We start from the raw sequence: 12,500 nt of genomic DNA, 5'->3' as shown, positions 1-12,500 counted from the left end.
GATGCCACCCATTCCTTCCGGGACATCCTCGACCGGGGCGTCCATAAGCTTTTTGTCCCCCATCAAACGCTGCAAAGCCGTTTGGCTTCCGCTGTCTTCTGGCCGTTGAAACGCTCGAATCGAATCTTTTTTACCACCGACCTCATCCCAACTCGTAATGTCCCCTGCATAGATGTTTTGAATTTGTTCCAATTCGAGCGAGTCGACCGGGTTGTCTTCATGTACAAAAAAGACGAACGCCTCACGGCCGATCGGTGTCATCTGAAACTCTACTCCTTGTCGCTCAGCTATTGCCAACTGTTGATCGGACGGTCCGGCTACAAAGATGATATCCGTTTGCCCTTTAACCAATCGCTCATATGCTGTACCTGTCGTCGTCGAGACGACCGAGCTGACTTCAGGGCTATCGGGGTTATAATCCGCTTCAGGATAAACCGCCTCGACGAATGCAGCATACATCGGATACAGCGCCGTCGCGCCGTCTAGTCGGGGAATGTTTGTTCCAATCTCAAATGTTGAAGGCTTATCGAGTTCAGCCAAATCAGACTTAGGCTTGAACGGTTGATAGTCACGCAACGAGACGCCACGTTCTTCAATCCGTAATCCCGCCGTATACACGTAATATCCTTTCACGGAACTAAAGAAAACAATCCCGACAACCGTTCCAATTAAAGCGATACGTTTGAGTTGTCCTTTCGATAACGATGAAAAGTCATATAGCGCCATAATAACAATCAAGAGAACGACCACGTACCAAATCGTCCAAATGATCGGCCGCTCACTTCCGAGAGGATCGCCCATCGCAAACAATCCTGTCACAATTGATAAGAATCCAGCCGCAAATATAATAAACACACTGCCGAGCAGAAATTTAGTAACCTTCATTCGATTCAGTTTCCCCATTCTCTTCTATATAGTTAAGCAATTTCATAAGCGACCGCTTCGACGCCTACTCCTTTTGTCGGACGTGTCACTGCCCGGACGTAACCTTTCCGGACTAAGAAGCCGACGATGCTGCCGAGGTCGACTTTTAACTCTTGTAAGTTCGGGTGCTCCATCAACTCCGAGAACGACCATGGTTCGTCACGTTGTTGCATCGCCTGCAAAAGTAACAACGTACCCGGCAAGACTTTAGATTGAATTAAATGCTCCATGCCGATGATGACCAGGTGAATACGTTGTTCGAGTGATTCGTGCCCGTTCACGAGTTCGTCGTGAAGCTTATACACTTCTAGGTCGAGTTTACGGACTTGCTTCCATAATACAATCTCTGGGTGGATTCCTGCCTCCAGGATGGAGAGCCGCGCCAAATGCGTGAGCGCATGGTGGATTTGGGTGAACGCATCTTGATGCTCTTCCTGTAAGAACAGTCCGCGCCCATCTTCGAAACGTCTAAGCAGCTTGGCGAACGCGAGCGAGAGTTGCAGTCGTTGTTCCTCGTTCGAGAAATTGCGCAACCGTTGCCTGAGCTCGAGCAAAAACTCATTTCGTTCGAACAGCACCATGCCGTCTTCGATCCAATGGATGGCACGCCGGTTCTCGTTCATTAGAATCCAACGATCCATCATCGAATCACTGACTATATGAAGAACGATTTTTTCTTGTCCGACTTGATAGTGTTTCACTGTCCAAAATGGTTCTTCCTTCGCTTCAATCACAATCAACAATCGATCCGATTGATCTGTTAATGGATCGCGCGGCCGTTTCTTCTTCACTTCAATGATGCCAAGCGTTGTTTTCAAGGCTGCATATTCTGAATAAATTGTTCGAGTCGCATATTCCATCGTCACCTTGATACCTTCTTTCTAATTAGTAAACGTCAATCGGTTCACACGATTATCTAATCTGATACAAAAATGATTCGCCTTCTTTTAAAATTCTCCTGCCACCGATTGTACGAACTTCTCAGCTTCGAGCAGATGAGCTATAGTAAAGACAGACATGGAGGGATTATGTATGAAAAAACGGGGGAATAAAATCAACCGCGCCAGAAACCTGGCCTTGCTGCTCGTGTTCGCTGGGATTGGGGTCATGTATCTCGGACTACTTGCCAAAAGCATCGCGTGGCTGATGATTATTTTCATGTTGCTCGGTTTCGTGATGGTACTGTCGAGCTCGGCGCTTTACTTCATCGTCGGCATGGCGTCGACGAAAGCAATCATCGTCACTTGTCCGAACTGTGAGAAAGAAACAAAGATGCTCGGACGTGTCGATCTATGTATGCATTGCGATGAACCGTTGACGATCGATCAATCGCTCGAAGGCAAAGACTTCGATGAGAAGTATAACAAACGTCAATCACACCAGAACGACTAAAAAAACATCCTCAGCCTGAGGATGTTTTTAATGTTTATGCGCTTGTTCAGTTTGGCAAGCCGGGCACGTCCCGTATACTTCGAGGCGGTGGCGATCCACTTTGAAACCTGTCAATTGAGAAGCGACGGCTTCAATCTCGTCAAGGACAGGATAGTTAAAGTCGACGACTTTCCCGCACGCATCACAGATAATGTGATAGTGACGTGATGTCACAAAATCGAAACGGCTCGAAGCGTCACCATAATTCATCTCTTGAACAAGTCCGATATCTTTAAAGACACGTAAGTTGTTATAGACGGTGGCGACACTCATGTTCGGGAACCTATCCGAAAGTGCCTTATAAATGTCATCCGCTGTCGGGTGACTGTGCTCCGTGACGAGGTACTCCAAAATCGCCTGTCGCTGAGGCGTCATTCTGACTCCATGTTCTCGGAGCGACTGAACAGCATGGTCAAGCATTTCGCTTCCCACGTCAATCCCTCATTTCTTCTATTAGAATTTATGCGAAGTGTCTGTTTAGAATTAACCTATTTCTTACATAGTAATCTTTATAAATAGTGTACTGATTTCTAAACCCTTCGTCAAACGTTGAGCTTATGCGGTTGACGGCTGTGATACAATAATTGCGAATTTGTAAAAGGAGGCAATACATATGACAACATCATCAAATCGTAAAATTTCAGACGTACTATATGAAGACGCATTGACGCATATCGTCGGGGGTGTCAACAGTCCCTCACGTTCGTTCAAAGCGGTCGGCGGCGGTGCCCCGGTTTATATGGAGCGCGGCGAAGGTGCTTATTTTTATGATGTGGACGGCAACCGCTATATCGATTACTTGGCCGCATATGGACCAATCGTTACCGGCCATGCCCATCCCCATATCCACAACGCCCTCATCGAAGCGTCCTCAAAAGGGCTTCTTTACGGGACGCCTCACGCGCTTGAGGTCGACTTCGCCAAGAAACTAAAAGCGGCGATCCCATCGATGGACAAAGTCCGCTTCACCAATTCCGGGACCGAGGCCGTCATGACGACAATCCGTGTCGCCCGTGCCTATACCGGACGCGAACTCGTCGTCAAGTTCAGCGGCTGCTACCATGGCCATTCCGACTTGATGCTGATTGCGGCGGGAAGCGGACCGGCGACGCTCGGCTCACCCGACTCAGCCGGTGTGACCCGCGCCACGGCGAAAGAAGTTATCACCGTCCCGTTCAACGACGTCGAGTCGTACCGGGCGATGATGAACGAATGGGGCGATCAAGTCGCTTGCGTTCTCGTCGAACCGATCGTCGGAAACTTCGGGATCGTTGAGCCAAAACCCGGCTTCTTGCAAGCCATCAACGAGATCACCCATGAACACGGCGCGCTCGTCATTTACGACGAAGTCATCACAGCGTTCCGGTTCACGTACGGAAGTGCCCAACAAGTGTACAACATCGAGCCAGACATGACGGCGCTCGGTAAAATCATCGGTGGTGGACTTCCAATCGGAGCATACGGCGGGAAAGCAGAAATCATGGAGACGGTCGCACCGCTCGGACCCGCTTACCAAGCCGGGACGATGGCCGGAAACCCCGCCTCGATGGCGACCGGACTCGCTTGCCTCGAAGTGCTCGAGCAACCGGGCGTCTATGAAACATTAGATTCGTTAGGCGCACGTCTCGAAGCAGGGATCCGTGAAGCCGCGAAAACTCACGGCGTCACGATCACGCTTAACCGCCTAAAAGGCGCGCTCACCGTCTACTTCACGGACGAGATCGTCACGGACTACGAAGGAGCCGAGAAGTCGGACGGCGAAGTATTCGGCCGCTTCTTCAAATTGATGCTTGAGAACGGTGTCAACTTGGCCCCTTCTAAATATGAGGCGTGGTTCTTGACGACGGAACATACGGAACAAGATATCGATGAGACGATTGTCGCAGTAAATCGCGCGTTCGCACAGCTATAAAACAAGGAGATGCCGCGGCATCTCCTTTTATGTTCATACGGACGGACGAATCCACAATTGATCATATCGCGGGTGACCGAACACATCGAGCGGCACATCTCCAAAGAAACTCGGAAAGCGGCGCTCACGAGCGACATGATACAGCGGGATGACGAGGGCCTCCTCAGTCAAATAGCGTTCGACTTCGCGATGCAGCATCGACCAAGCGCTCATGTCGGTTTGTTGATAGCGGTCCATCATCGCCCGGAGTTCCACTCCATTCGCGAGCAATTTGCCGACAAGCGACAGTTCACTCGTCAAAAAGGCTAGGAACGCCAAATCAAGATCTTCACTCATCATCTCTCCGCATAAAATCAAATCGGCACGGCAAAGCGTCTCATCTTGTAACAAAGACCCAATCGTATACGTCTCAGTCTCGACGGTAAACCCGGCCGTCCGTAACTGTGTAGCCACGAGCGCCGCGTCTTGCGCCGCCACTTCAAACGGCAAGTGCAACAGCCGGAGCGGACGCTGACAGATTGTCCCCTCCCCGGGCACGTGAACGGGACGACTCATCTCCGGAAAAAATCCATGCGCCACTTGGTGACGCTCTCCTCCCATCTCCACGAACGCCTCTTTTTGAATCGCTCGTTGAATCGCATGGCGCGCCGGCGCATCGTCCTTCAACCAAGACTGCCTCATGTTGAACACGAGATAGCGTGCTCCCGCCTCGGCGATCCACTTCACGAGGCTATGGTCGTCACGGGTGCTCCATTTCGCATAATCCGTTTCGGAAAACGTGACGAATTCAACCACATCCAAAGACGGTCTCGGCCGGAGCCCACGCTCGAACGCTCTTAAACGTACGACTTCCTCCGACGTCTGCTCCAGCTTGAACGGTCCCGTCCCCACGACCCCTTCGGCCCCTTGATACGTTATCGAGGCCGGGGTTTGGGCGAGAAGTCGTTCAATATAGGCCAGGTGTGCTTTCGTATGTAAATCAATGACGTACGGCGCCGGGGACTCGACTCGTTCGATCGGTGCGAACAACCATACTTGTTTGCCATGATCCAATAACCGATTCAACGAATAGACGACGTCCTTGGCCGAAAGCGTCACCCCGTTATGAAACGTTACCCCTTTGCGGATATAGCAACGAAATCCGAACGGTGTTTCCTCTATATAATGTGCGAGCGAGGACTGGACAGTCGTCCCGTCCCATTCGAACAGGCGGTCGAAGACGTGCCGTGACAAAGACGCCTCCATCGCGATGTGGATATCGAGCGGATCGAGCGATTCGAGCGCCCTCGTCCGCGGAAAAATGAACCGGTCTTCTTCAGTCTGCTCAAAGCCAAAACGGCTCCAAATAAGTGCTTGAATCACTTCTCGCAAGGCGGGTGGCCAGTCCCATTCCAACCACTTGGCCGCATCGGCCATCGAGGCCTGAACGAAAGACTCATCAATCCAAGCTCTCAGGGTCCGGTCAAACTCCGGCTGAAAGCGGAGCACCGATTCATGGCCTCGTCCTTTCCCCGGCCGATACTCCACCCACCCGAACGTTTCCCACATCTTCATATCCCGTTTCACTTGTTTCTCGCTATAGCCGACCGTATCGACCGCTTCCCGTAGTGTCAGTTCCACTTTGTTCTGTTCCAACGCACGACGATAAATCGCCACCAGCTTCGCATTCATGTCGTTCCCCCTAAAAGTGGACATCCAAAAATCATTTGTCTCTTTTTACCAAGTGTAGTCCACGATTAGACTAGTAACAAGGAGGTGCTCGCATGAAATTCAAAGATTTCCCTTTAAACGTTCGACTCCGGCTCGTCTGCGGCTTTTTCATCCGCATCGTCGGCTCGGCTATCTTTCCATTCATGGCTTTATATTTTTCCGAAGAACTCGGCAAAATCGCTGCCGGAATTATCATGACGTCGTTTGTTGTCGTCGGCTACGTCACCGGCTTGTTTGGCGGGTACTTTTCAGACCGCTTCAACCGCAAGCACGTGCTTCAAATCGGTCAGATCGTCCAAATCCTTTGTTTTCTGGGGATGACGGTCGCCATTCATCCGTCAAATAACTGGGCGTTTGCCGTCGCCGTGCTTTACTTTGGTCACGCCGTCGCGAACGGTTTGAACTACCCGGCTCTCGAAGCCATCGTCATCGATTCGATGGAAGAGTCGAACCGTAAAGCGATTTACGTATATGACTACTGGCTCGTCAATTTGGCGATTGCTGGGGGCGTCATGCTCGGAGGTGCTTTTTATCGAGACTATCGTTTCGGACTATTCGTCGGAATGACGCTCGTGTTGACGATCACGACGCTCGTCTTGCAACGTTTTCTCGTTGATAGCTATAAAGGAAACCGTTCGACGTCTGCTAACCCGCTCGTCGGCGTGTATCAAAACTATCGAATCGCACTCAGTGACCGTCGTTGGATGCTGTTCGTCCTCGGTAGCATGCTCGTCTTCTCGACCGAGTTCCATATGGCAAACTATATCGGTGTCCATTTGGCCGAATCGTTCACAGAACGGTCGATCGTCGGCGTCCCGTTTGACGGTGTACGCATGATGGCGTTCATGCAGCTTGAGAACACGTTGCTCGTCGTCGCCATCACGTTCGCGGTCACCGCTTTCGTGAAACGCTACCGGGAAAAGTATATCTTCTTCATCGGCTTATCCTTATACGTGACGGCATATGCCGCGATTACGTCAATGAACTCGTTCATCACGCTTGCCGTCCTCGCCATCGTCTTCACCATTGGGGAGTTGCTCTATTCACCGATTCGACAAGTGAAACAAATCGACTTGATCGATCCGACTCGACGGGCCTCATACCTCGCCTTCGGAGGCTTGACGTTCCACGGGGCGAAACTTGTCGCCGCAGCCGGCATCGTCGTCGGCGCGTTCATCGGGCCGGTATTCATGAGCGGCTACATGTTCTTATTCGGCGCCCTTGGAGGTTACCTTTATTACGTCTCGCTCTACAAGATGGAGCCTGCCCGTCAGCTCGCCGCTTGACGTTTGAGCATTCGTTCGAACGGATAAAGTCAGGAGAGAAGGAGGCGCTCCCTATGCCAGCCATTGTGTTATTTGACGGAGACTGCAACTTTTGTGACGCCAGTGTGCAGTTCATCTTAAATCGTGATTCAACAGGAAACTTCCATTTCGCCTCACTTCAAGGCGAGGCCGGACAAGCAATCCGAAAACGTCATCGTATCCCGGATACGGTCGACAGCATCGTTTTGATCAAAGACGGCGTCCCTTATTTGAAATCGGACGCGGCGACCCGGATCGCCGAAGGGTTGGACGGGAACTGGCGGATGCTTCGCTTCATCCGACTCGTCCCTAAACCGCTTCGTGATTTTGGTTACGACATCATCGCGAACAACCGCTATCGCTGGTTCGGTCAAAAAGAGACGTGCAAACTACCGACCCCAGAAGAACGGAGTCGCTTTATCGACCAAACACCAAACCAGCCGACTCATCAATGAGCCGGCTGGTTTTTTAGTCCATGCATGTCAAGTACGTCCAGTGGCACTCCGGCATCGGATTGCCCATAAAGCTGACCCCAAGATCGTCCGCCCGGTGGATCGTCATCCACGGCGCATCGCCGACTTGGACGTAGACTTCATGATGCGGCGACTGGGTGTGACTTCCGGACAGTTTGAACGTCGCACTGTTTTTAAGTGCCGTGACGATGGTGTATTTAATATCAGGCGCAACGACGAGCGGATTGCCTACCGAATGTTGCAAACGAAATGCAGCTTTCCCCCGCTCGATGTCGACATCTTCTACATACACGCGGTCGACCGAAGCGACGTCTTCGCCCGTCAATCGATGATGCTTCGTATACCCGCGGGTAACGTTCGCATCTTTTTTTAACGAGATAATCGGAATATCGGTCAACCCCTCGACTTTCACTTCCGTCCGGGTCCGGTATTCGGTCGCATGGACGTTATAAGGACGTCCGTCCCCTTCAAAATACGGGTGCGGTGACATCAGGTTCGGGTTTTTAATCATCGGCGGACGAATGAACGTCTGGACACGCAGGTTAATGCCGTCGACCGTGGCCACGTCCGGACGTGTCGGACTGACGAGGAAATACATCGTGTAGAGCTCCTTGTCACGTCTCGTATCCGACTTCATCTCTTTCGCGATCGACATCACTTTTCCGACCATATGCACGATACGGGTCCCCGGTTTATCATCTCGCTTGACCGGACGCAAAGCCCGAACTTCATAGAGCGTCGGTTGTTCGAGCGGTGTCTCGTCGATGTATCCGCTCCCGACGATTTCCGCGATACGGCGTCCCTCACGATATACCGCATACGTGTCGACGTCCGCGATCGGGTCCCACTGTAAATACGTTCCGCTCGGCGCCACGACCGCCGACGTCAGATGACGATTCCAATACAAGTCGTCGTTTGGATTAACGGCCGCAGTATACAGTTTTGCCACTTCGCCAAACTCGTCCGAGATGCGGTAAGCGACTTGCTCCCCGACGCTCGTCTCCCGGTCGACATAATGCTGATCCGTCCCCTCATACACGTACTTCCCGTTCCGTGTGACGCGCACTTTCCCATCAAACGACCACGTTAACTCTAACCCGTCGTTGAGCGGACGGACATTGATCAATCCTTCCCCATTCATCATCGTGTCATCCCCCTTTTGGCATGTCGTTTCTTCATTCCCGTCTACTAGATACGGAAAACAAAAAAAGACTTCGAGTTGAACTCGAAGCCTCACTCCACGACAGCTAAGTCTTGGATCATATACAAATCATAGTACGCGCCACGGCGACGCATCAATTCTTCATGCGTTCCCGCTTCCATGATTCGACCGTTGTCGACGACGACAATTTTATCGGCGTCGGTGATCGTTGATAGGCGGTGGGCGACGATGAGCGTCGTCCGTCCTTTCGTCAATCTTGCGAGCGAATCTTGGATCATCGACTCACTCTCGAGGTCGAGCGCACTCGTCGCCTCATCGAGAATGATGATCGGCGGATGTTTGAGGAAGACGCGGGCGATGGCAAGACGTTGCTTCTGTCCACCCGACAGCTTCACGCCTTTTTCGCCGACCGGCGTGTTGTAACCGTCCTGCAAGTTCATGATGAACTCGTGGGCGTTGGCCGCTTTCGCAGCGGCGATGACGGCATCGTCCGTCGCTTCCGGATTCCCCATCCGGATGTTCATGGCGACCGACTCACTGAAGAGAACCGAATCTTGCATGACCATGCCGATTTGGTCGCGAAGGGCCCGGAGTTTAAAGTCACGGACATCGACGCCGTCGATTTTAATACTGCCGTCCGTCACGTCGTAAAAACGCGGAATCAGACTGACGAGCGTCGACTTTCCACCGCCGGACATGCCGACGAAAGCGACTCGTTCCCCGGACCGGATGTGCAGGCTCACGTCATGCAAAGCACGCGTCCCTTCTTTCTCATAGGCAAAGCCGACACCGTCGAGTTCGATATCCCCGGCTGTCTGCACCGGCACGAACGCATCGCGTTTCTGTTCGATATCATACGGCTCATCGAGAAATTCAAAGACCCGGTCCATCGACGCGACCGACTGCGTGAGCGTCGTCGCTGAGTTGACGAGACGGCCGAGCGGTGCGTAGAGGCGATCGATATAGGCGATGAAAGCGACGAGTGTCCCGAGCGAGACCTGTTCTTGTAACACGAGCCAAGAAGCCGACGTAAAGATTAAGATCGGCGCGATGTCCGTGATTGTCGAAACGACGACGTACGTCTTCGCATTCCAACCTGTATGGCGAAGTGCGGCTTTCAAGAAGCCACCGTTCTGTTCTTCAAACGCCTTGTTCTCATACGGCTCGAGCGCGAAACTGCGGATGACAGCCATGCCGTTGACACGTTCGGTCAAATGGCCTTGAAGATCAGCGAGTGCGGCCGAGCGTTCCCGGGTGAGGCGGCGCAAGCGTCCATAGAAGTAGCGGACGGCGATCGCATAAAACGGGAGCGGCAAGATAGCGATGAGCGTCAGTTGCGGGTCGATCGTATACATGATGGCGATCGCGATCAAAATCGTGACCATATCGAGCCAAATGTTCATGAGTCCCGTGATGACAAAGTCTTTCGTCTGCTCGACATCGTTGATGATACGCGAGATGATCTGCCCGGTCTTATTGTTCGAATAGTAGCGAAGCGATAGCTTTTGCACGTGGTCGAACAATCGGTTCCGAACGTCGAACAAAATTCGTGTTGCGGCCCATTGCGCTAAATATTGCCGCAAATACTCGATCGGCGGCTTCAAGACGAGGAAGATGAAGAAGACGATGCTGAACAACCAAACGAGCTCAGTGTAATCCGTCGCCGGGTCCGGGTCCGTCAAATATTTATCGATCACATGTCTATAAAGTAGCGGCAATCCGAGCGGGATTGAGAATTTCAAAATCCCGACGAAAATCGTCAAAGCAATTTGTTTTTTATATGGTTTTACAAACTGTAAATAGCGTCTAACACTGCCCATAGAGCCCTCCTTCAAGAAAAAAAGCGGAGATGAGTACTCATCTCCGGTAACGTGCTTCGTATTCGCGATACCATTCATCGACGAATGTTGGGTTGAACGGCCCTTTCCGTCCTCGAATCCAGTTGATAAGTTCTTGAACGTTCTGTTTCAAGATTCGATCAATCGCTTTCGGATAATTCATTTCGCGACGATGCCGCTCATATTCATCCTCATCTAAAATCGTGTACGACATATCCGGGAACACTTTAATATCTAAATCGTAGTCAATGTACTTGATGGCTCGTTCTGCCCCATCGAACGTTGTCGGCGAACCTAGATTACAGTAGTAGTAAATCCCGTCTTCGCGAATCATACAGATGACATTAAACCAAAACTCAGATGAAAAGTAGCAAATTGCCGGCTCTCTTGTTCTCCATTGCCGGCCGTCTGATTCACTGACCATGATGCGGTCGTTGAACCCAATCATATCCGTTTTTGACGATTGAAGGACGAGCGTTTCTTCCCAAACGCGATGCAAAGTCCCGTTGTGCTTGTAGCTCTGTATCTCGATCTTGCTACCTGCTTTGGGAAATAAGCTCATAAGCTCCTCCTTTCCGCTATGATGCTGTACATTCTCATTTTTAATTATAGCGACTTTCAGAACCAATGAAAAAGGAAATCTCTTATTTTCACGAATTTAGTGCTTTTTGGAAGGCGACGGCTCGTCCTGCGAACATCGGGCGAAGAATAAACTGCTCGACAATCGCTTCGGGTAAGTAACTGTCGAACGTCACTTCATCGACCATGACGGCCTTCCCATCGACTTCTTTCACACTGTGAACGTGACAAAAGCGTTTGAACGGGAACGGCAAAGTCACACCTTGGTCACAAAATGCGTGCCGCCCCGCTAACGTGATCGCACTGATCCACGGCAGCGTGACCGGTCCGACACCGACACGGAGATGGATTCGATTACCTTCTACGGACGCGCCATCTCCGACGAGCGTCACTTCTGGAAACGTCGTCAGTTCAGATAAAAGCGACGCGTCTTGCAACAATTCCCACAATGCCTCGACGGAAGTATCGAACGGCGTTTCGACGTCAAACTGTCTCATTTCTATCCCCTACCAATCGTTCTAGTTTTTGTTGGGCAACCGACACGGTCAACACATCCCGCTCGTCCCCGGCGAGCCAAATCCACTCCTCGTCCGGCAACGTTTCGACCTCATATAAGTCGACGTACCAGATGATGTGTGAAAACACGTGTTTCACTTGTCCAATATAGGTTCCGTTTAACTGTTCCCCCGTTCCACGATCTGTAAGCGGGTATTGCCACATTCCCGCGAGCAGACCTGTATCGGGCCGCTGAACGTAGGCGATGCGACCGTCATGTTTACAGTAGAGGGCATCGAACATCTCGATCCGGGCCGCGCCTTTTTTCGTCTTGACAGGAAGTTCATCCTGGACGTGATGCGCATAGGCGTAACATTCGTCTTGGACTGGACAGAGCGAGCACATCGGATTTTTCGGGGTACAGACGGTCGCACCGAGCTCCATGACAGCTTCATTAAAATCGGAGGCGTGCTCCGGGTCCATCAGGCGCCGAATGACTTGATCAAAAATCTTCCGCGTCTTTGGTACGGCGATATCTTCATAGATGCCAAACTGGCGGGCCATGACGCGCATGACGTTCCCGTCGACGGCAGGCTCGGGCTGATTGTAGGCGATCGAGAGCACGGCTCCGGTCGTATACGGACCGACCCCTTTCAATTTTTCAAACAGTTC

The 12,500-nt window shown here is 51.6% G+C and carries 13 protein-coding genes (1 of these 13 running past the window's edge); 4 read left to right on the top strand and 9 right to left on the bottom strand.

The genetic code is table 11. The features are described 5' to 3' along the window. On the bottom strand, positions 1-885 hold the 5' portion of the coding sequence (locus A6395_RS11970) for a PstS family phosphate ABC transporter substrate-binding protein (RefSeq protein ID WP_071399197.1). It extends 291 nt beyond the left edge of the window; the window shows 885 of its 1,176 coding nt (coding positions 1-885); its start codon is at positions 883-885; the stop codon falls past the left edge of the window. Between the two features lie 32 nt (positions 886-917). Continuing rightward, on the bottom strand, positions 918-1,784 hold the full coding sequence (locus tag A6395_RS11965; RefSeq protein WP_070328983.1) for a nucleotidyltransferase-like protein: 867 nt from the start codon (positions 1,782-1,784) through the stop codon (positions 918-920). 172 nt (positions 1,785-1,956) lie between these two features. Between A6395_RS11965 and A6395_RS11960 the strand changes: the two genes are divergently transcribed. Then, positions 1,957-2,316: a YgzB family protein gene (locus A6395_RS11960; RefSeq protein ID WP_070328968.1), complete on the top strand. Its 360-nt coding sequence runs from the start codon at positions 1,957-1,959 to the stop codon at positions 2,314-2,316. A gap of 27 nt (positions 2,317-2,343) precedes the next feature. Here A6395_RS11960 and perR read toward each other — a convergent pair whose 3' ends face one another. Continuing rightward, positions 2,344-2,775, bottom strand: coding sequence for a peroxide-responsive transcriptional repressor PerR (gene perR, locus A6395_RS11955; RefSeq protein ID WP_131441208.1), 432 nt, complete (start codon positions 2,773-2,775; stop codon positions 2,344-2,346). Between the two features lie 193 nt (positions 2,776-2,968). Here perR and A6395_RS11950 point away from each other — a divergent pair, with 193 nt between their 5' ends. Next, positions 2,969-4,267, top strand: coding sequence for a glutamate-1-semialdehyde 2,1-aminomutase (locus A6395_RS11950; protein WP_070328966.1), 1,299 nt, complete (start codon positions 2,969-2,971; stop codon positions 4,265-4,267). A 33-nt stretch (positions 4,268-4,300) separates the two neighbouring features. On the opposite strand, the gene A6395_RS11945 is transcribed toward A6395_RS11950, so the two are convergent. Further along, on the bottom strand, positions 4,301-5,938 hold the full coding sequence (locus A6395_RS11945; protein ID WP_071399196.1) for an ABC transporter substrate-binding protein: 1,638 nt from the start codon (positions 5,936-5,938) through the stop codon (positions 4,301-4,303). 92 nt (positions 5,939-6,030) lie between these two features. Here A6395_RS11945 and A6395_RS11940 point away from each other — a divergent pair, with 92 nt between their 5' ends. Together A6395_RS11940 and A6395_RS11935 are read left to right on the top strand one after the other, a co-directional pair. Continuing rightward, complete coding sequence (locus A6395_RS11940) at positions 6,031-7,263, top strand: MFS transporter (RefSeq protein ID WP_071399195.1); 1,233 nt, start codon at positions 6,031-6,033, stop codon at positions 7,261-7,263. Positions 7,264-7,316: 53 nt separating this feature from the next. Beyond that, positions 7,317-7,736, top strand: a complete 420-nt coding sequence (locus A6395_RS11935; protein ID WP_071399194.1) for a thiol-disulfide oxidoreductase DCC family protein — start codon at positions 7,317-7,319, stop codon at positions 7,734-7,736. Between the two features lie 13 nt (positions 7,737-7,749). On the opposite strand, the gene A6395_RS11930 is transcribed toward A6395_RS11935, so the two are convergent. From A6395_RS11930 to A6395_RS11910, 5 genes are all read right to left on the bottom strand, one after another. After that, positions 7,750-8,898: a DUF3238 domain-containing protein gene (locus tag A6395_RS11930; protein ID WP_071399193.1), complete on the bottom strand. Its 1,149-nt coding sequence runs from the start codon at positions 8,896-8,898 to the stop codon at positions 7,750-7,752. An 89-nt stretch (positions 8,899-8,987) separates the two neighbouring features. Then, positions 8,988-10,736 carry an ABC transporter ATP-binding protein gene (locus A6395_RS11925; RefSeq protein WP_071399192.1) on the bottom strand — a complete coding sequence of 583 codons (1,749 nt, stop codon included), beginning with the start codon at positions 10,734-10,736 and terminating at the stop codon, positions 8,988-8,990. Between the two features lie 37 nt (positions 10,737-10,773). Beyond that, entirely contained in the window at positions 10,774-11,316 is a 543-nt protein-coding gene (gene ntdP, locus A6395_RS11920) for a nucleoside tri-diphosphate phosphatase (protein WP_021067741.1), read from the bottom strand. 88 nt (positions 11,317-11,404) lie between these two features. Continuing rightward, complete coding sequence (locus tag A6395_RS11915) at positions 11,405-11,830, bottom strand: SRPBCC family protein (protein ID WP_071399191.1); 426 nt, start codon at positions 11,828-11,830, stop codon at positions 11,405-11,407. Continuing rightward, the coding region (locus A6395_RS11910; protein ID WP_071399190.1) for an NUDIX domain-containing protein at positions 11,817-12,500 on the bottom strand (684 nt) is incomplete at its 5' end. The genes A6395_RS11910 and A6395_RS11915, both read right to left, overlap by 14 nt.

This window comes from Exiguobacterium sp. SH31 (assembly GCF_001816105.1).
GTDB lineage: Bacteria > Bacillota > Bacilli > Exiguobacteriales > Exiguobacteriaceae > Exiguobacterium > Exiguobacterium aurantiacum_A.
This window is presented reverse-complemented; position numbering and strand designations above follow the sequence as displayed.